The sequence below is a fragment of the Serinicoccus kebangsaanensis genome (assembly GCF_008919445.1).
Lineage (GTDB): Bacteria > Actinomycetota > Actinomycetes > Actinomycetales > Dermatophilaceae > Ornithinicoccus > Ornithinicoccus kebangsaanensis.
The window spans coordinates 1-17,303 of sequence record NZ_VSLG01000017.1; the positions used below are offsets into that span (position 1 = coordinate 1).

General features: G+C 71.9%; 18 protein-coding genes. 13 read left to right on the forward strand and 5 right to left on the reverse strand.

The window, feature by feature from the left end:
• Positions 1–201: 201 nt before the first annotated feature.
• Positions 202–471, forward strand: a complete 270-nt coding sequence (locus FXF60_RS14650; protein WP_151526721.1) for a type II toxin-antitoxin system VapB family antitoxin — start codon at positions 202–204, stop codon at positions 469–471.
• Positions 468–857: a type II toxin-antitoxin system VapC family toxin gene (locus tag FXF60_RS14655; protein WP_151526722.1), complete on the forward strand. Its 390-nt coding sequence runs from the start codon at positions 468–470 to the stop codon at positions 855–857. The genes FXF60_RS14650 and FXF60_RS14655 overlap by 4 nt, the downstream gene beginning before the upstream one ends.
• A gap of 4 nt (positions 858–861) precedes the next feature.
• Here the strand turns inward: FXF60_RS14655 and FXF60_RS14660 are convergent, their stop codons facing one another.
• The 4 genes from FXF60_RS14660 to FXF60_RS14670 all read right to left on the reverse strand — a co-directional run bounded on the left by FXF60_RS14660 (position 862) and on the right by FXF60_RS14670 (position 3,991).
• The gene (locus tag FXF60_RS14660; protein WP_151526723.1) at positions 862–1,584 is read right to left on the reverse strand and encodes an HAD-IA family hydrolase; all 723 of its coding nucleotides are present in this window, start codon (positions 1,582–1,584) and stop codon (positions 862–864) included.
• Positions 1,584–2,210, reverse strand: a complete 627-nt coding sequence (locus FXF60_RS16895) for a sodium:solute symporter family transporter (protein WP_254712345.1) — start codon at positions 2,208–2,210, stop codon at positions 1,584–1,586. The genes FXF60_RS14660 and FXF60_RS16895 overlap by 1 nt, the downstream gene beginning before the upstream one ends.
• A gap of 11 nt (positions 2,211–2,221) precedes the next feature.
• Positions 2,222–3,022, reverse strand: a complete 801-nt coding sequence (locus FXF60_RS16900) for a sodium:solute symporter family protein (protein WP_254712346.1) — start codon at positions 3,020–3,022, stop codon at positions 2,222–2,224.
• Positions 3,023–3,115: 93 nt separating this feature from the next.
• Positions 3,116–3,991 carry a MurR/RpiR family transcriptional regulator gene (locus FXF60_RS14670; RefSeq protein ID WP_151526724.1) on the reverse strand — a complete coding sequence of 292 codons (876 nt, stop codon included), beginning with the start codon at positions 3,989–3,991 and terminating at the stop codon, positions 3,116–3,118.
• Between the two features lie 74 nt (positions 3,992–4,065).
• Here FXF60_RS14670 and FXF60_RS14675 point away from each other — a divergent pair, with 74 nt between their 5' ends.
• The 3 genes from FXF60_RS14675 (at position 4,066) to FXF60_RS14685 (ending at position 7,115) form a co-directional block, all read left to right on the forward strand.
• Entirely contained in the window at positions 4,066–5,292 is a 1,227-nt protein-coding gene (locus FXF60_RS14675; protein WP_151526725.1) for a metal-dependent hydrolase family protein, read from the forward strand.
• A gap of 82 nt (positions 5,293–5,374) precedes the next feature.
• Positions 5,375–6,241, forward strand: coding sequence for a methylenetetrahydrofolate reductase (locus tag FXF60_RS14680; RefSeq protein ID WP_151526726.1), 867 nt, complete (start codon positions 5,375–5,377; stop codon positions 6,239–6,241).
• A 70-nt stretch (positions 6,242–6,311) separates the two neighbouring features.
• Positions 6,312–7,115 carry an IclR family transcriptional regulator gene (locus FXF60_RS14685; RefSeq protein WP_151526727.1) on the forward strand — a complete coding sequence of 268 codons (804 nt, stop codon included), beginning with the start codon at positions 6,312–6,314 and terminating at the stop codon, positions 7,113–7,115.
• Positions 7,116–7,192: 77 nt separating this feature from the next.
• On the opposite strand, the gene FXF60_RS14690 is transcribed toward FXF60_RS14685, so the two are convergent.
• Complete coding sequence (locus FXF60_RS14690; protein WP_151526728.1) at positions 7,193–8,560, reverse strand: aminomethyl transferase family protein; 1,368 nt, start codon at positions 8,558–8,560, stop codon at positions 7,193–7,195.
• 167 nt (positions 8,561–8,727) lie between these two features.
• Here FXF60_RS14690 and FXF60_RS14695 point away from each other — a divergent pair, with 167 nt between their 5' ends.
• The 8 genes from FXF60_RS14695 (at position 8,728) to FXF60_RS14730 (ending at position 17,261) form a co-directional block, all read left to right on the forward strand.
• Complete coding sequence (locus FXF60_RS14695) at positions 8,728–9,945, forward strand: WD40/YVTN/BNR-like repeat-containing protein (protein WP_238335875.1); 1,218 nt, start codon at positions 8,728–8,730, stop codon at positions 9,943–9,945.
• Between the two features lie 221 nt (positions 9,946–10,166).
• Complete coding sequence (locus tag FXF60_RS14700; RefSeq protein WP_151526729.1) at positions 10,167–10,535, forward strand: nuclear transport factor 2 family protein; 369 nt, start codon at positions 10,167–10,169, stop codon at positions 10,533–10,535.
• 94 nt (positions 10,536–10,629) lie between these two features.
• Positions 10,630–11,022 carry a YciI family protein gene (locus FXF60_RS14705; RefSeq protein WP_151526730.1) on the forward strand — a complete coding sequence of 131 codons (393 nt, stop codon included), beginning with the start codon at positions 10,630–10,632 and terminating at the stop codon, positions 11,020–11,022.
• The gene (locus tag FXF60_RS14710; RefSeq protein ID WP_238335876.1) at positions 11,006–12,283 is read left to right on the forward strand and encodes an RNA polymerase sigma factor; all 1,278 of its coding nucleotides are present in this window, start codon (positions 11,006–11,008) and stop codon (positions 12,281–12,283) included. Before FXF60_RS14705 ends, FXF60_RS14710 begins: the two co-directional genes overlap by 17 nt.
• Positions 12,264–12,980 (forward strand): hypothetical protein, encoded by a 717-nt coding sequence (locus tag FXF60_RS14715; protein WP_151526731.1) that lies wholly within the window; start codon positions 12,264–12,266, stop codon positions 12,978–12,980. Before FXF60_RS14710 ends, FXF60_RS14715 begins: the two co-directional genes overlap by 20 nt.
• On the forward strand, positions 12,977–15,526 hold the full coding sequence (locus FXF60_RS14720) for a GcvT family protein (protein ID WP_151526732.1): 2,550 nt from the start codon (positions 12,977–12,979) through the stop codon (positions 15,524–15,526). The genes FXF60_RS14715 and FXF60_RS14720 overlap by 4 nt, the downstream gene beginning before the upstream one ends.
• Entirely contained in the window at positions 15,523–16,293 is a 771-nt protein-coding gene (locus tag FXF60_RS14725; RefSeq protein WP_151526733.1) for an electron transfer flavoprotein subunit beta/FixA family protein, read from the forward strand. The genes FXF60_RS14720 and FXF60_RS14725 overlap by 4 nt, the downstream gene beginning before the upstream one ends.
• Positions 16,290–17,261, forward strand: coding sequence for an electron transfer flavoprotein subunit alpha/FixB family protein (locus tag FXF60_RS14730; protein WP_151526734.1), 972 nt, complete (start codon positions 16,290–16,292; stop codon positions 17,259–17,261). The genes FXF60_RS14725 and FXF60_RS14730 overlap by 4 nt, the downstream gene beginning before the upstream one ends.
• Positions 17,262–17,303 lie beyond the last annotated feature (42 nt).

Below are 17,303 nucleotides of genomic sequence, written 5' to 3' on the forward strand. Positions count from 1 at the left end.
GCATGCGCATCAACCCCGAAGGGGCGACAACGACCCTATGAGCCAGACACCAGGTGCTCAGGATCCAACCAGCCGCCGAAGGCAGCAAGACTCACCCTGACACTGAGACGACCCTAACCGCGGCCTCCGACGAGGCCGGACCTCTGGGCCTTGCCTCATGAGAGGTAGAGGGTAGAAAATTCGTAGAGGTACCATCTATCTATGGGCCTCAACATCAAGAACGAGCGCGTCCATCGGCTCGCGCGCGAGGCGGCGCGGCTGACAGGGCAGAGCCAGACCAGCGTGATCGAGGAGGCGCTGACCCGGCTGCTGGCGTCCTATGGCGTCGATCCCCGGTCCGCGGCCACCGCTCGGAAGGTCGACCAGGCGCACCTGATCCTGGCCGAGTACTCCGCCGACCCTGGCACGCGCGAGCCGGCGATCCGGGCACCCGAGGAGCTCTACGACGACGTGACCGGACTGTCCCGGTGATCGTCGACTCCTCGGCGCTGGTCGCGATCCTGCAGCAGGAAGCCCCCGCCGACCGGTTGCTCCAGGCGATCGCCTCCTCGTCCTGCCACATCTCCGCGGCCACCCTCCTGGAGGTGGGCATCGTGGCGGACGCGCGCTCCAGCGCGCACGGGGAGCGGCTGGACCGCCTCATCGATGTCCTGGAGATCACCGCGGTCCCGGTCAGCATCCGGCAGGCCCAGGTCGCTCGCCTGGCCTACCGCAGATTCGGCCGTGGCTCCGGATCGCCGGCGAGGCTGAACTTCGGGGACTGCTTTGCCTACGCCCTGGCGGTGGAGCTGGGCGAGCCGTTGCTCTTCGTCGGGTCCGACTTCAGCGAGACCGACGTCGCGGCGGCCCGGTGGTGAGCGCTCAGACCTCGTCGTCGCGCTCGGCAGCCTCCACGAAGGCGGCCATCGAGGGGTACTCCGCCTGGTAGCTCCACGTGCCGGCCGGCTCGGGGGTCGCCCCCCAGCCGGGGCGGGCGTGCCGCCGGTTGATCCACACCGACGACAGGGAGTGCCGCGCGGCCGGCACGTGGTCGTGGAACAGGCTCTGAGCGACGTGCAGGTGCTCGTGCGGCGCGAGCTGCAGGTCGTGCAGCGTGCTCCGCAGGCTCTCGAAGTGCGGGTCCGCGGGCTTGTATGCGCCCACGTCCTCGGCCGTGATGATCGCCGTCGGTCTCGACCGCAGGTGGAGGTTGCTCGCGGCGAACCCGTCGCGGTGCACGTTGGACAGGATGATGAGGTCGTAGCGCTCGGCCAGGGCCTGCAGCGCGGTGGCACTGTCGCCGAAGGCCGGCCAGTCAGGCACGGACGCGCCCAGCCTCTCCGCCCAGGCAGGGCCGACCGACACCCCGAGGCGCTCGCCGGTGCGGCGGAAGGCCTCGGCGAGCACATCGGGGTAGAGCCAGGTCGGCTGCTCGCGCTCGGTGGCGGCCTCGTGCTCGGCATACGCCAGCAGGAGCGCCTCCTGGTCCAGGTCCAGCCCGGCCTCGGCGGCCCAGGAGGTGAGGACGCTCCCGATGCCGGACTCCCAGTCGATGAGGGTGCCGTAGACGTCGAAGCTCAGGGAGCGGTAGGAGCGCAGTCGCATCAGCGGGCACCTCCCTCGGCCGACCCGGGCGCGGCATCGACGCGATCGAGGTCGTCGTCGCGTGATCCGGGAGTCAGGAGGCTCACGACCACGAGCGTCAGGAGGGTGAGCGGCAGCGAGACGAGGACCGAGTGCACGTCCCCGGGGCGACCCAGCTGCTCCCAGGTGATGGTCACGACCACGGCCAGGGTCATCGAGGCCAGCGCGCCCCACCTGGTCGCCCGGGGCCAGAAGAAGATGGCGAGGACCGGCGGGGCGAGGGCGACGCCGTAGACGGTGTAGGAGTAGAGCTGCAGCTCCAGCACGGTGGGGAAGAAGCGGCCCAGCACGTAGGCGATGGCGGCGATGCCCAGGACCGCCAGCCGGTGCACCCGCAACCGTCCCTGCTCGCCCAGGTCCCGGCCCAGCATCCGCTGCACGACGTCGTAGACCACGTTGCCGGCACCGGAGAGCAGGAAGGACGAGCCGGTGGTGATGATGAACGCCAGGGCACCGCCGAGCAGCAGCCCGCCGATCACGACCGGCAGGTAGCCCTCGCCCGCGAGCGAGAGGATCGCGGTGTCCGGGGCGATGTCCGGCATCAGCACGACGGCCGCCGAGCCCAGCAGCGCCACGGGGACGGTCACCAGGAAGCTGGTCAGGAAGAAGCCCGTCGTGGAGCTCCGCGCCTCCTCCTCGGTGCGGGCGGCGCCCAGCCGCTGTACATGTTCTGGTCGGCCAGGATCAGCAGGAAGAGCGGCAGGAAGTACCCCAGCAGCGCGAGCGGCGTCAGCCCGCCGGACAGCGTGGTGTGGGTGGCCGGCATACCGTCCCAGTAGGACGACCAGCCGCCGATCTCCCCGCCGAGGATGAGCGGCAGGGCGATGGCCAGGCTGGCGACGATGACCAGGGCCGAGATGAAGTCGCTCCAGGCGACCGACTTCAACCCGCCTCCGACGGCCAGGAAGGTGATCACCAGGGCCACGAGGATGGCGCCGGACTCGGGGGAGAGCGGGGTGATGACGCTGACGATGTAGCCGCCGCCGGTGAACTGGTATGCCGTGATGCCGGTGTAGGCGAGGACGGTGATGAGCGCGGCGATGCTGCGCACGCCCAGGCCGTACTTGCCCTCCAGCAGCTCCGGCACCGTGTGCGTCGACAGCCTGCGCACCCGCTTGGCGATGAAGTAGAGCACCACGATGCCGACCGGTGTCCCGGCCATGAAGAAGATCGAGGCGAGCGGACCGTAGGAGTAGGCGAAGCTGGCACCGCCGATGATGGTGCCGGACCCCACCCAGGTCGCGAGCAGCGTGCCGATCATCACCGGCCGCGGCAGGTTGCGGCCGGCGAAGAGGAAGTCCTCGCCACTGGCGACGTGCTTGCGGCGACTGAACCACACCCCGATGCCCACCATCAGGATGAGGTAGAGGACCAGGATCGTGACCTGCACCGTCTGCATGAGAACCTCCGGGGAGCGCGACAGGCGGACAGCGTGGACTCCGCCGGGCGTCCATACAACCGGCTCGCGCTCAGGATTGCAATAGTTGTTGCATCATTCGCGCCACCGGGCGTGCTCATCCGGGAAGAGGCCGAAGTCGTGCCACAACCGGTCGGCGGCGTCGGCGGCGGCCGAGGCGGCCCGACGGTCGGCCTCCACGACGGCGGCGATGATGGCCTGCACCGCCGTGACGGCCGGGACGAGGGACGGGAACATGCTCGCGCCCTCGCTGGGCACCAGGACGAGCTCGTCCGCGGCGTCCGCGACCCCGGGTCGGACCGAGTCCGCGATCACGACCAGCCGGACCCGGTGCTCTCCGGTCAACCCCGCGATGCGGACCAGGTCCTGCGGCGTGTGCCAGAGGTCGAACAGCACCAGGGCGTCCCCGGGCCGGAGCAGCCGGACGGAGTTGAGCAGGGCCGTGCCGCCCGCGCGCTCGAGACGCACGTCGTGCCCGAGGGTCTGGGCCAGGTGGGCCAGCTGCAGCCCGGGCGCCGCGAAGCTCCCCGAGCCCAGGACGAGGGTCACCCGTGCCTCGATGAGGATGCCGGCGACCCGGCGGAGCTGGTCGTCGTCGAGCAGGCCGGCGAGGTCCTGGAGATTGTGCAGGTCGCGGCGCACGGCCGCTCGGCCGAGGCCGTCGCCGGGTTCGTCCGCGTGCTCATGCAGCACCTCGGAGGCCGAGAGCTGGGACAGGTAGCGTGCGCGCACCTCCATGCGCATCGCGGGCCAGCCGGTGTAGCCGACCTGCTGGGCCGCCCGCACCACCGTCGCGGGGTTGACCCCGGCGAGCTCGGCAGCCTTGGCCGTCGAGGCGTAGGCGAGCTGCCGCTGGTGGGTGACCACGAGTCCCAGGACCTTGCGCACCCCGCGACTGGCGCTCCTCTCGCCCAGTCGGCTCGTGATCCAGTCCGGCAGGTCGGTGCTCATGCTGCATTCTGCAACATTCTTTGCCAGATCTGTGCGAGGCTGAGTCGAGGACGTCCCTTCCCGAGGAGAGAGCCATGCCCGAGCAGATTCTCGTGGTGCGCGGTGCCACCGTGTGTGACCCGGCGACCGCGAGCGCCGCAGCCGCCGACGTGGTCGTCGTCGACCGGACGATCCAGGAGGTGGGGAGGGGGGTCCACGTGCCCCCGGGGGCGGTCGAGATCGACGCCGGCGGGCTGTTCCTCACGCCCGGCCTCATCGATGCCCACGTCCACGTCACCGCCGGCACCGCTGACCTGGCCGGGCAGGCGGAGATGTCGCCCTACTACGTCGCCGCCCAGACGCAGCAGATCCTCGGGGGGATGCTGCGCCGCGGCTTCACGACCGTGCGCGACGTCGGGGGGGCGGACCACGGGGTCGCCGCGGCCGTCGCCGACGGCCTGTGGCCCGGTCCGCGGGTCATCTTCGGGGGCAAGGCGCTCTCGCCGAGCGGAGGGCACGCCGACCTGCGCTCCGCGGGGCGGACCGTGCTCGACAACCACGTGTGCTGCCCGAACATCGGCACGGTCTGCGACGGGGTGGACGCGGTGCGACGCGGCGCCCGGGACCAGCTGCGCACCGGAGCCCACCACGTCAAGCTCATGCTGTCCGGCGGGGTCGCCTCGCCCACGGACCGGGTCGACTCGCTGCAGTTCTCCGCGGACGAGGTCCGGGCTGCCGTCGAGGAGGCGCAGATGGCCAACCGCTACGTCACCGGCCACGCCTACACCGCCCGCGCGGTCAACCGCGGGCTGGACCTCGGGGTGCGGTGCATCGAGCACGGCAACCTCATCGACGAGTCCAGCGTCGCGCGCTTCCTCGAGCACGACGCCTTCCTCGTCCCGACGCTGGTGACCTACGAGTTCCTCAAGCGGGAGGGGGCTGAGGCCGGGCTGCCACCGGCCAGCCAGGCGAAGGTCGCCGACGTGCTCGAGGCAGGGCTGCACGCCCTGGACCTCGCCGCCCGGGGAGGCGTCAAGATCGCGCTCGGGACGGACCTGCTGGGGTCGATGCACCGCCATCAGAGCGAGGAGTTCCGGATCCGGGCGCAGGTGCAGCCCTCGGCCGACATCCTGCGCGCCGCCACGGAGGTCGGCGCCGAGCTGCTCGGCCTCGAGGGCGAGGTCGGCCAGGTGCGGGAGGGGGCCACGGCGGACCTGTTGCTGGTGGACGCCGACCCGCTGGAGGACATCACCGTGCTGGCCTCGCCGGACCAGCACCTGCGCATGGTCGTCCAGGGCGGGCAGGTCGTGCACGAGGTCTGACCGCAGCTCCGCCGGCCCGGTGTCTTGCCAGCAGGGTCCACCGCTCCTACGCTGACTGTGTGCGTATAGCGAAGTACGTTGCATGTTGAGCAACAAGTACCCCTCGGTCGTGCTGGAGGGGTTGCTGCGCGAGGCGCGGCTGGAGATCCTGCCCACCGAGTCCGTCGCCGAGCAGGTGCACGCGCACGTCGAGACGGGGCGCACGGTGACCGTCACCGCCTCGCCGACCAAGGGGCTCGAGGCCACCTTGGCCCTGACCGAGGCGCTCGCCGGGGCATACCACGTCGTGCCGCACGTCGCGGCCCGCATGGTCGAGCGCGCCGCCCTGCCGGACCTCGTGGCCCGGCTGAAGCAGGCCGGGGTCAGCGAGATCTTCGTCCCCGGGGGAGACGCGGAGCCCACCGACGCGACCTTCGGCAACGCGCTGGACCTGCTCATCGAGCTGCAGGAGCTCGGCTCGCCGTTCGCGGGGGTCGGCATCACCGGCTACCCCGAGTCGCACCCCGGGATCGACGACGACGTGATCGTCCAGTCGATGTGGGACAAGCGACGGTATGCCACCGCGGTCGTCTCCAACATGACCTTCGACGACGAGGTGGTGGGCCAGTGGTTGGAGCGGGTGCGTCGCCGCGGTGTCGAGCTGCCGGTCTGGGTGGGGGTGCCCGGGCCGGTCGACGCGGGGAAGCTGCTCCGCATGGCGAGCACGATCGGGGTGGGTGACTCGATGCGCTTCCTGAGCAAGCAGCGCAGCGTCTTCACCAGGATGTTCCTCCCGGGCTTCTCCACGACCCAGTTCGCCCACCGCGTCGCGGCCCTGGCCGCCACGGAACGGCTCGGCATCGCCGGGCTGCACCTCTACACGTTCAACCAGGTGGCCCGGACCGAGGCCTGGCGGCGCACCCAGCTGGCCGCGGTGTCCGAGCTGCGTGACCCCTCGGCCGGGCCGTGAGAGGGTGGATGCCGGAGGGGCAACGCACCCCCGCGCACGCACTGTCGCGCAGGACGCGTAGGGTTGCGGTATGCGCAACGATGACGATGCCACCGGGACCACCGTCCAGTCCGTCGACCGAGCCCTGACGATCCTCGAGATCCTGGCGAGGGTCGGCGAGGCGGGGGTCGGCGAGGTGGCGACGGCGCTCGGGGTGCACAAGTCCACGGCCAGCCGGCTGGTGTCCACCCTGGCCGCCCACGACCTGGTCGAGCTGACGGGGGAGCGCGGCCGGGCCAGGCTGGGCGTCGGCGTGCTGCGGCTCGCCGGCTCCACCAGCGCCCGGCTGGACCTGGTGCAGGAGGCCCGCCCGATCTGCCAGGAGCTCGCCTCGGACACCAACGAGACGGTCAACATCGCTGTCCTGGGCGGGCACTCCGCCCTCTACATCGACCAGGTGATCGGACCGTCCACGATCACCTCCCACAACTGGGTCGGCCAGCACATCCCGCTGCACGCGACGAGCAACGGCAGGGTGCTGATGAGCGAGCTCTCGCCCCGCGAGCGCCGCAGCACGTGGGGTGAGCTCACGGCATACACCGAGAGCACGGTCACCGACGTCGACCAGCTGGACCAGCTCGTGGACGCGGCGCGGGACCGGGGGTATGCCGTCGTCCGGGACGAGCTGGACGTGGGGCTGACGGCGGTGGCCGCCCCCGTGCGCAACGCGCACGGAGAGATCTGCGCCTCGATGAGCGTCTCCGGGCCGAGCTTCCGGATGGACGCCGAGCGGGTCGACGAGGTGGTGCCGACGCTGCTGGCGGCGGCGGCCGAGGTGTCCTCGCGCCTGGGCTGGCACCGGGCGTCGGTCGCGGACCTGTCCGTGCCGCGCTGACGGTCCGCCGCATGCAGACCGGGGCCCGACCGTCGCTGCGGTCGGGCCCCGGTGCCGTGTGCCGGCGGGTGCTCGGCTCAGAAGGACTGCTGCCCCTGCTTGAGCACCTCGCGGGTGTTCGGGTTGACCGAGGGGCGGAACGGCACGTCGACGATCGTCGCCTCCACCGGTTGACCCGGCGTCTCGGCATACTGCTCCGGCAGCCACACCCGCATCGGCGTCCCGACGGCGCTCATGCCGACCGGCACGTAGCCGAGGGCGATGTTGGTCTCGAGCTCGGGCGAGTACCACGGCGAGGTGAGGTAGCCCACGGGCTCGTCCGCGTCCGGGGTGCTGACCAGCCAGAAGTCCGGGGCGTAGTCGGTGATCGGCCTGCCGCCCAACCGCATCCCCACGAGCATCAGGTCGAAGGGGGGTGACCCCGCCTCGAGCTGCTCCCGCTGTGCCTCGAGGGCGGCCTTGCCGATGTAGTCCTCCTCCTTCTTGCGGGGGACCTGGTAGTCCAGGTTGGTCTGCAAGGGCGAGGTCTCGGCGTCCATGTCCTGACCCCAGGACAGGATCCCGGCCTGGACCCGGCGCGGGTGGGCCGGGGCGATGACGCGCAGGTTGTGCGCCTCGCCCGCCTCGAGGATGGCGTTCCACATCTCCTCGGCGTGGAGGGTGGCGTCGTAGAGGTAGATCTCGTAGCCCTTCTCCCCGGTGAAGCCGGTCTGGGAGACGATCACCGGCAGCCCGGCGACCTCTGCCGCGGCGAGGCCGTAGTTGGGGATGTCGGAGACGATCGGACCGATGAGGTCGCGCATCAGCGCCTCCGACTTCGGGCCCTGGATCTGCACCGGGCAGACGTCGATCTCGTCGATCGTGACGTCGTAGCCCTTGCTGATGTTGACCCCCTGGAGCCAGAACATCAGGCTCGAGTCGGACAGGCTGAACCAGAACTCGTCCTCGCTGATCCGCAGCAGCACCGGGTCGTTGAGGATCCCCCCGGCCTCGTTGCACAGGATGACGTAGCGGGCGTGCATCGGGGTGATGGTCTTGGCCTGCCGGGTGATGACGTAGTTGACGAAGTCCTCCGCGTCCGGGCCCTTGACCTGGATCTGCCGCTCGACCGCGACGTTCCACAGCGTGACGTCGTTGACGACCGAGTTGTGCTCGGCCAGCGGGCCGCCCTCCTCCATCGAGAGGTAGCCGCGCGGGTGGTAGACGCGGTTGTAGACCTCCGCGCGCCAGGCCCCGGCCTCGACCGAGAGGTGCCAGTAGGGCGACTTGCGGATGCGGGTCGAGATGAGCAGCTCGACCGGGGTGGGCCCGGTCTGCCTCAGGTTGACGGGGACGGAGCGCCCCTGCTGCACCGTCGGGTGGTTGTGGTTCGTGGGTGCCGTGTCCGGGGCCGCGGCTCCGGTGGGCTGGTCCTGGGACTCGGTGATGATCGGGGTTGCCGCCATGGGCGTCGCCCTCCTGTCGTGCGGGGTCGACCCCGGGGGTCGACCGAACGGTGGGCTGGTTTCCAGCGTGCTCTGGACGCTACACCTCACGTCTCGCGTGATGCAATGGTCTTCGCCATGCGCAACACTTCGGCGTGTCGTGACCTGCGTCGGTGGTCCGTGCCAGCATGAGCGCATCGCCCAGCGACGGCGTCGGGCGCGGAGGAGAGGCGGCGATCAGGGTGGCCGACGTGGAGCTGCTGGTGGGGACGACCAAGGGTGGGTTCATGCTGCGGCCGGACCCGCAGGCGTCGACGTGGTCGGTGCGGGGTCCGTTCTGCGACGGCTGGCCGATCAACCACATGGTCGGTGACCCGGCGACGGGGGCGATCTGGGCCGGTGGTGGCGGTGCGTGGAGCGGTGCGGGGGTGTGGAGGTCGTCCGACGGCGGGGACTCGTGGGAGCTGAGCAAGCTGACGACGGGAGAGCTGGACGCCTGGGCGGCCGACGACCCCGACTTCGCGCAGAGCATCGGCTGGAGCAGGCCCGAGGCGCCCTTCGGGGACGAGTTCAGCCAGGTCTGGTCGCTGGGGCTCGCCGGAGACCGGGTGTATGCCGGGACCAAGCCGGCCGCGCTGCTCGCCAGCGACGACGGCGGAGCGACCTGGGCCGAGGTGGAGAGCCTGCGGCAGCACCCGTCGGCCGACGAGTGGAGCCCGGGTGCCGCAGGTCTGGTGCTGCACACCATCGTGGCGGACCGCGCCGACCCCGCGAAGCTGTGGCTGGGCATCTCGGCGGCCGGGGTCTTCGCCTCCAAGGACGGTGGTGCCGCCTGGGAGCGGCGGAACTCCCTGGCCGAGTCGTCCGGCGCAGGCTCGGCGGCGGACGCCGGGCACCCCGGCGGTCCCGAGGGAGGACAGGTCGGGCTGTGCGTGCACAACATCGTGCAGGCGCCGGGAGCGGCCGACGTGCTCTACCAGCGCAACCACGTCGGGGTGTGGCGGTCCGGGGACGGCGGCATGACGTGGGTCGACATCACGGCGGGCCTGCCCTCGACCTTCGGCTTCCCGATGCGGGTGCACCCGCGCGACCCCGACACCATCTGGACCATCCCGCTCAACGGGGACACCGAGGGCCGCTACCCGCCCGACGCCGCAGCAGCGGTGTGGCGCTCCACCGACGGCGTGGCATCCTGGCAGGACCAGCGCGCCGGCCTGCCGCAGGAGTCCTGCTTCTTCACGGTGCTCCGGCAGGCGATGGCCGGGGACACCGCCGACCCGGCCGGGATCTACTTCGGCACCAACACCGGCTCCGTCTTCGCGAGCAGGGACGAGGGGGAGTCCTGGGACGAGATCGCCCGCCACCTGCCCACGGTGCTGTCGGTGGAGGTGCTCGAGCGCAGCTGAGGCGTGCGCCGACGGCGCGCAGGGTCGCGTGCTGCGAACGTGAGGTCGTGGCGAAGGGCTGTCGCCGCGAGGAGGGGGTCGACGACGGCCAGCGGGTCGGGCGTCATGATGTCGGCCCACCATGAGGCGACCCCCGGCGTCGACGTGAAGGATCCTGCTGCACCAGTTCTCCCGCAGCGACACCAGCCCCTCTGTCGGGGTGAGGGCGTAGCGTCCGGCGCATGGATGCAGCAGAGGTCGTGCGCAGGCTCGTCGACACCATCGACGCCCACCGGTGGGAGGGTCTGCCCGACCTGCTGGCTCCGGGCTTCAGCAGCCGCCTGGTGCATACCGGTGAGACGTTCGACCGCGACGCGTGGGTCCGGCTCAACGCCGACTACCCCGGCTTCGAGCGGATGCACCTCGAGGACCTGGTGGCCCAGGGCGACCGGGCCGCCTGCCGGGCGCACGTCACCGGCGTCACGGAGGGGCGGACGGCGCACTTCGAGGTGGCGATGTTCGTCACGGTGACCGAGGGGGTGATCCAGGAGATGACCGAGGTCTGGGCCGACGGCGACAGCAGTCCGCCGGAGGGCACCCGGCCCGGATGATGGGTCGACGGCAGCCATGTCGAGAAGCCGGGCTGTGCTCCGACGTCCAGGGTGAGCGCCTGCGACCGCGGCGCCACGAACCGAAAGGGAGACCATGAAGTACGTCATCCTCATCCAGTCCAACCCCCAGCCGTGGGGCCACCCCACCAGCGACTACCTGCCGGCATACCAGCACCAGTCGCAGGAGACCCGTGACCGGGCGAACGCAGACTTCGAGGACATGCTCGGCGAGCTCGGTGAACGCGGCGAGCTCGTGGGGGGAGAGGCGTTGGGTGACCCGGCGACGTCGCGACTCTTCCGGTGGGCGGACGGCGACCGGGTGGTCAGCGACGGGCCGTATGCCGAGGGCAAGGAGCACCTGGCCGGTTTCTTCCTCATCGACGTCGAGAGCCAGGAGCGTGCCGAGCAGATCGCCGAGGCGTTCAGCGGGCCGGGCGAGACCGTGGAGCTGCGGCCGGTCATGGGGGGCGGTGGCGACGTCGACTGAGGTGGACGACACGGCCTACGACGAGATCTGGCGCGAGGAGCACCGTCACGTCGTCGCCGCGCTCGCCCGACGGCACGGCGACCGCGGCGACTGCGAGGACGCCGCGCAGCAGGCCTTCCTCGCCGCCGCCGAGTCGTGGCCGTCCGAGGGCGTGCCCGACCGGCCCCGAGCCTGGCTCATCCGGGTCGCGTCGCGTCGGCTGATCGACCAGGTCCGCGCCGACGCTGCCCGGCGGGAGCGGGAGCAGCGGTCCGGGCTGCAGGAGCACGCGCTGCACGGCGGGGCGACCGAGGACGACCACCCGTCCGAGCACGAGGAGACGGCGGTGGCCGACGACACCGTCGAGCTCATGCTCCGCTGCTGCCACCCCTCGCTGTCGCCGACCTCCAGGGTCGCGCTCACCCTCCGGGCGGTGGGCGGCCTGTCCACCCGGGAGATCGCGGCCGGCTTCCTCGTCCCGGAGTCGACCATGGCGCAGCGGATCAGCCGCGCCCGGGCGACCCTGTCCCGGACCGGCGCGCGCTTCAGCAGCCCCACCGTCGACGAGCTCCCCGAACGCATCACGGCCGTCCGGCACGTCGTCTCGATGATCTTCACCGAGGGCCACCAGCGTTCCTCGGGAGACGAGGTGGTGGACGAGGCCTTCGCCCGGGAGGCCATCCGGCTGGCGCGGGCGCTCCACGCGGCGGACCCGGCCGACACCGAGAACGCCGGCCTGCTCGCCCTCCTGCTGCTCACCCATGCCCGGACCCCCGGCCGGGTCGACGGGGCCGGGCGGTTGGTGCCGCTGGGGCAGCAGGACCGCGCCCGGTGGGACCCCGCACTCATCGTCGAAGGGGTGCGGCTGCTCCAGGAGTGCCTGCCTGCGGGCGAGGTGGGGCCGTTCCAGCTGCAGGCGGCCGTCGCGGCGGTGCACGCGGAGGCCGCCGACGTGGAGGCGACCGACTGGCCGCAGATCCTCGTGCTCTACCGCATGCTCGACAGGGTGGCTCCGTCGGCGTCCACCACCCTCGCGCTCGCCGTCGCCACCGCAGAGGTGGAGGGTCCCGGGGCCGGGCTCGACGTCCTGGCGAGGATCGAGGGGGACCGGTGGCACCGGCCGCACGCCGTCCGAGGCCACCTGCTGCGACGCCTGGGCGACGCGCGAGGGGCGCGCGAGGCCTTCGCCACCGCGGCCCGGTTGACGCGGAGCATCCCCGAGCAGCGCTACCTCAACCGGCTCCTGACCGAGATGGGTGACGATGAGCACGACCCAGCCTGACCGCGCGCACCGCCAGCGACCGAGCTCGGTACTGGTGCTGCCCAGCCCGCTCCTGGGTCCGACGGCATACGCCGGGCTGGCCGCGGCGCTGACCCGGCTCGGCCTGCCCGCCCGGGTCGCCACCACCCCGCCGTCGCCGCGCTCCGCCGCCGCGGTGCTGGAGGCCTGGCGCGATCAGGTCGGGCCGGAGGACGTCCTGGTCCCGCACAGCAACGCCGGCCTGCTGGCGCCGCACCTCGCGCCGCATGCTGTCGCCACGGTCTTCGTCGACGCCGCGCTGCCCCCGCGCGTCGGTGCCCACCGGATGGCCCCCGGCCCCATGCTCGACGGGCTCCGGGCGATGACCGGCCAGGACGGCATGCTGCCGCCCTGGACCCGATGGTGGCCGCGGGAGCAGACGGAGCAGATCCTCCCGGGCGACTCCTTCGACCTCGTCGACAGCGGCTGCACAGGTATGCCGCTGCGCTACTTCGAGGACGAGCTGACCTCGCGCTCCTGGGCAGGCTGCCCTGAGCTGCACCAGCCGCGCGAGCATCCCGGCGTGCACCGAGGCAGACGAAGGCGGCATACCCGCCGGGATCGCGCATCGTGCACGCCGGCCCGTCCGAGATCCTTGACACCGGTGATCTGCCGGGCGAGACTTATTGCGCGATACGCGCGCAGTTGCGCAATACGCATCGACGAAGGGCAACAATGAGCACCTCCTCCCTCCCCGCCCGCTGCGACGTCCTGGTCATCGGCGCAGGGATCGTGGGCAACTCGCTGGTCCACCACCTGGCCGAGCTCGGGTGGACCGACATCGTCCAGATCGACAAGGGGCCGCTGCCCAACCCCGGCGGGTCGACCGGTCACGCGTCGAACTTCATCTTCCCGGTGGACCACAGCCGTGAGATCACCGACCTGACCCTCGACTCGATGCGGCAGTACGAGGAGATGGGCGTGCTCACCACCTCCGGCGGCATCGAGGTCGCCCGGACCGAGGAGCGGATGGAGGAGCTGCGCCGGCGGATGAGCTCGGCCAAGGCCTGGGGGATCGAGGCCCGGCTGGTCACGCCGGAGGAGGTCGCCGAGATGGTGCCCTTCCTCGACCCTGGCGTCATCGTCGGCGGGTTCTACACCCCGTCGGTGGGCGTCGTGGACTCGCTGCGCGCGGGCACGATCATGCGGGAGCGGGCGCAGGACAAGGGCGTCCTCACCACCGTCCCCAACGTCGAGGTCACCGGCATGACGGTCACCGAGGGCAGGATCTCGGCGGTGCAGACCGACAAGGGCGACATCGAGGCGCCCGTCGTCGTCATCGCCTGCGGTGTCTGGAGCCCCCGGCTGGCCCGGATGGCCGGCGCGCACATCCCGCTCACCCCGGCCGTGCACCAGATGATCTCGGTCGGCCCGTGCGAGCCGCTGGCGGAGAAGCCGGGAGAGATCAGCTTCCCCATCATCCGCGACATGGACACCTTCTGCTACGAGCGCCAGCACGGCTCGGACATGGAGGTGGGCTCCTACGCCCACCGGCCGATCCTGCACGAGCCCGACGACATCCCCTCGATCGCCCAGGCCAAGCTGTCGCCGACCGAGATGCCGTTCACCGAGGACGACTTCGACCCGCAGCTGGAGCAGGCCCTGGAGCTCATGCCCGAGCTGCTCGGGGACGAGCGGGCCGAGATCCGCTACGCCATCAACGGGCTGCTCTCCCTCACCCCCGACGGCGCCCCGGTCCTGGGCGAGACACCAGAGGTGAAGGGCCTGTGGAGCTGTGCCGCCGTGTGGATCAAGGAGGGACCCGGGGTCGGCCGTGCCGTCGCCGAGTGGATGACCCACGGCATACCCGAGATCGACCTGGGGCACAGCGACATCGCCCGGTTCTACCCCCACCAGCGCACCCGCGAGCACGTCCGCGCCCGCACCTCGGAGGCCTTCAACAAGACCTACGGCATCGTCCACCCGGGCGAGCAGTGGTCCAGCTCGCGACCGGTCCGGAAGTCGCCGATGCACGAGAGCCAGAAGGCGCTCGGCGCCGAGTTCTTCGAGGCGGTCGGCTGGGAGCGCCCGCACTGGTATGCCTCGAACGAGCCGCTGCTCGAGGAGTTCGGCGAGGCGGTGATGCCGCGCGAGCACGAGTGGGACGCCCGGTGGTGGAGCCCGATCATCAACGCCGAGCACCTGGCGCTGCGGGCCCGCGGCGGCATCGTCGACCTCACCGCCTTCGCGATCTTCGACATCGTCGGCCCCGCCGCCCTCGACGCGGTCCAGCGGGTCGTCGTGGCGCAGGCCGACGTCGCCGTCGGCCGGGTGATCTACACCCCCGTCCTGGACGAGAAGGGCGGCTTCCGGTCCGACCTCACCGTCATGCGGCTCGCCCACGACCGCTTCCGCGTGGTGACCGGTGGCGCCCACGGCATGGTCGACGCGAAGTGGTTCGCCGACCACCTTCCGGAGGGAGCCTCGCTCGTCGACCTGACCTCGGCATACACCACGATCGGGGTCTGGGGGCCGCGCGCGGGAGATGTGCTGGGTGCACTGACCGACGACGACCTCGCGCCCGAGAGCTTCCGGTTCGGCACCTGCCGGCTGATCGAGGTGGGCGAGCTGTCCGTGCTGGCCTCGCGCATCTCCTACGTCGGCGAGTTCGGCTGGGAGCTGTATGCCCCGATCGAGACCGGCGCCGCGCTGTGGGACCGGTTGATCGAGGCCGGCCGTGAGCACGGTGTCGTGCCCGTGGGCATCGGTGTCTACACCGCCACCGGCCGGATCGAGAAGGGCTACCGCGCCTACGGCGCCGAGCTCGACTCGGAGCGGACCCTGGAGGAGACCGGGATGCAGCGGGCCAAGGTCAAGGACGCCGACTTCATCGGCAAGGACGCGATCCTCGCGCAGGCGGACGAGGCGCCGCAGGCGGTCCTGTGCGCGCTGACCGTCGACGACCACACCTCGGCCAGCGGGATGAAGCGCTACATGCTCGGCGGCGAGCCGATCCTGACGCGGGCGGGGGAGCCGCTCACCGACGGGCACGGGCACCACCCCTATGTCACGTCCGCGGCCTCCGCCCCGAGCCTGGGCAAGCACGTGCTGATGGCGTTCCTGCCGCCGGACCGGGCCGAGGTGGGCACCGAGCTCGCGGTCTCCTACATGGAGGAGCTCTACCCGGTGACGGTGGCCGGCGTCGACGCGACCCCGCTGCTGGACCCGGACAACCTGCGGGTGAAGAACCGCTACGACGAGATCGAGGAGGCCGCGGCGCGATGACCGACGTGCTGGTCTGCGTGAAGAGGGTGCCGGACACCTCCGGCGAGGTCGTGCTCACCGCCGACGGTGACGCCGTCGACGGTCGGTATGCCGGCTGGACGATGAGCGCGCACGAGGAGTGCGCGGTGGAGATCGCGGCCGGCGTCGCCGGGGACTCGGGCGGCTCGGTGACGGTCCTGACGCTGGGCGACGAGGACAGCGTGGAGCAGCTGCGCGCGGCCCTCGCCGTGGGTGCCGGCGAGGCGGTGCGGATCGACGCCCGCGCCGACGACTACGGGCCGGCCGACGTGGCCGGCGCGATCGCGGAGGTGGCGCGGGCGCGGGAGGCGGCGGGCCAGGGCTTCGGCCTGATCCTCGTCGGCAACGACGCGGCCGACACCGGTGACCACCAGGTCGGGATCCGGCTGGCGCACCTGCTCGGGCGGCCCGTCGTGGCCGGCGCGCAGGAGGTGACCGCGGCCGACGACCGCCTCGAGGTCCGGGTCGGCACGGCCTCCGGGACCGAGGTCTACGACGTGCCGATGCCGGCGGTCCTCACCGTGCTGGAGGGCGGCGTCGAGCCGCGCTATCCCAACATCAGCGGGCGGATGAAGGCGAAGAAGGCGCAGATCGAGGTGGTCGAGCCCGGGGTGGCCCCGCAGGGGTCGGGCCGGCTCGGGCTGCGGGTGCTGCCGCCGCCGGAGAGCAACGTCGAGGTGCTCGGCGAGGGGGCGGCCGCAGCGCCGAGCCTGGTCGCCGTGCTGCGAGAGATCGGAGTCGTGCGATGAGTGTGCTGGTGGTCGTGGAGCCGGACGAGGGCGGGGACGGGCTGTCCGTCGTCTCGCAGGAGACGCTGACCTTCGCCCGCCAGCTGCCCGGGGACGGTGTGAGCGCGGTCCTGGTGGACGCGGTCGGCGAGCCCGACGACTCGGTGCTGACGCACTGCCGCGAGCACGGTGTCGACGCGCTCTACGTCACGGACGACGAGCGGCTGCAGCGGTATGCCGCGCTCGCCTGGGCGCGGGTCGTGGGTGCCGCGGCCGAGGCGAGCGGTGCGGCATACCTCATCGCCGGCGGGACCGCGCGCGGCAACGAGATCCTGGCCCACGCGGCGGCCGTGCTGGAGGCGCCGATGGCGACCAACGTCGTGAGCATCGCCCAGCCCGAGCCGCTCGAGGTGGAGCGTCAGGTGGCCGGCGGTGCGGTGCTCGAGCGGGTGGCGCTGACCGGTGAGCCGGCGATCGCGTCGGTCGCCGGGCACGCCCTCGCGCCCGAGCCCGCGCAGGCCCCGGGCCAGGCGCGGGTCGAGCGGGTCACCGCGGAGCTGGCGGACGCCGACCGCGCCGCGCAGGTGGTGCGGCTCGAGGAGCGCGAGGGTGGCGACACCTCCGCCCTGACCGGCGCCAACGTCGTCGTCGGGGCAGGTCGCGGTGTCGGTGGGGCCGAGCAGTTCGCCGACGTCGAGGCGCTCGCCGCCCGGCTCGGCGGCGCCGTCGGTGTCTCCCGCGTCGTGACCAGCCTGGGGTGGCGTCCGCACCACGAGCAGGTCGGCCAGACCGGCAGCCGGATCGCGCCGGACCTCTACCTCGCCTGCGGTATCAGCGGCGCCATCCAGCACTGGGCCGGATGCAGCTCGAGCAAGACGATCATCGCCGTCAACACCGACGCCGAGGCGCCGATGGTGACCAAGGCGCGGTATGCCGTCATCGGCGACATGCACGAGGTGATCCCCGCCGTGCTCGAGGAACTCGGCTGAGCGCTGCCCGGCGCCTCGCTCGGCTGACCCCTGCACGTTTTC

What these genes read in the sequence shown, in the direction of transcription:
- FXF60_RS14690 (WP_151526728.1), bottom strand. Translation starts at nt 8,560, where the DNA reads ATGGCGGCAACCCCGATCATCACCGAGTCCCAGGACCAGCCCACCGGA.
- FXF60_RS14720 (WP_151526732.1), top strand. Translation starts at nt 12,977, where the DNA reads ATGAGCACCTCCTCCCTCCCCGCCCGCTGCGACGTCCTGGTCATCGGC.
- FXF60_RS14695 (WP_238335875.1), top strand. Translation starts at nt 8,728, where the DNA reads ATGAGCGCATCGCCCAGCGACGGCGTCGGGCGCGGAGGAGAGGCGGCG.
- FXF60_RS14725 (WP_151526733.1), top strand. Translation starts at nt 15,523, where the DNA reads ATGACCGACGTGCTGGTCTGCGTGAAGAGGGTGCCGGACACCTCCGGC.
- FXF60_RS14660 (WP_151526723.1), bottom strand. Translation starts at nt 1,584, where the DNA reads ATGCGACTGCGCTCCTACCGCTCCCTGAGCTTCGACGTCTACGGCACC.
- FXF60_RS16900 (WP_254712346.1), bottom strand. Translation starts at nt 3,022, where the DNA reads ATGCAGACGGTGCAGGTCACGATCCTGGTCCTCTACCTCATCCTGATG.
- FXF60_RS14715 (WP_151526731.1), top strand. Translation starts at nt 12,264, where the DNA reads ATGAGCACGACCCAGCCTGACCGCGCGCACCGCCAGCGACCGAGCTCG.
- FXF60_RS14650 (WP_151526721.1), top strand. Translation starts at nt 202, where the DNA reads ATGGGCCTCAACATCAAGAACGAGCGCGTCCATCGGCTCGCGCGCGAG.
- FXF60_RS14680 (WP_151526726.1), top strand. Translation starts at nt 5,375, where the DNA reads ATGTTGAGCAACAAGTACCCCTCGGTCGTGCTGGAGGGGTTGCTGCGC.
- FXF60_RS14670 (WP_151526724.1), bottom strand. Translation starts at nt 3,991, where the DNA reads ATGAGCACCGACCTGCCGGACTGGATCACGAGCCGACTGGGCGAGAGG.
- FXF60_RS14685 (WP_151526727.1), top strand. Translation starts at nt 6,312, where the DNA reads ATGCGCAACGATGACGATGCCACCGGGACCACCGTCCAGTCCGTCGAC.
- FXF60_RS14705 (WP_151526730.1), top strand. Translation starts at nt 10,630, where the DNA reads ATGAAGTACGTCATCCTCATCCAGTCCAACCCCCAGCCGTGGGGCCAC.
- FXF60_RS14700 (WP_151526729.1), top strand. Translation starts at nt 10,167, where the DNA reads ATGGATGCAGCAGAGGTCGTGCGCAGGCTCGTCGACACCATCGACGCC.
- FXF60_RS14675 (WP_151526725.1), top strand. Translation starts at nt 4,066, where the DNA reads ATGCCCGAGCAGATTCTCGTGGTGCGCGGTGCCACCGTGTGTGACCCG.
- FXF60_RS14730 (WP_151526734.1), top strand. Translation starts at nt 16,290, where the DNA reads ATGAGTGTGCTGGTGGTCGTGGAGCCGGACGAGGGCGGGGACGGGCTG.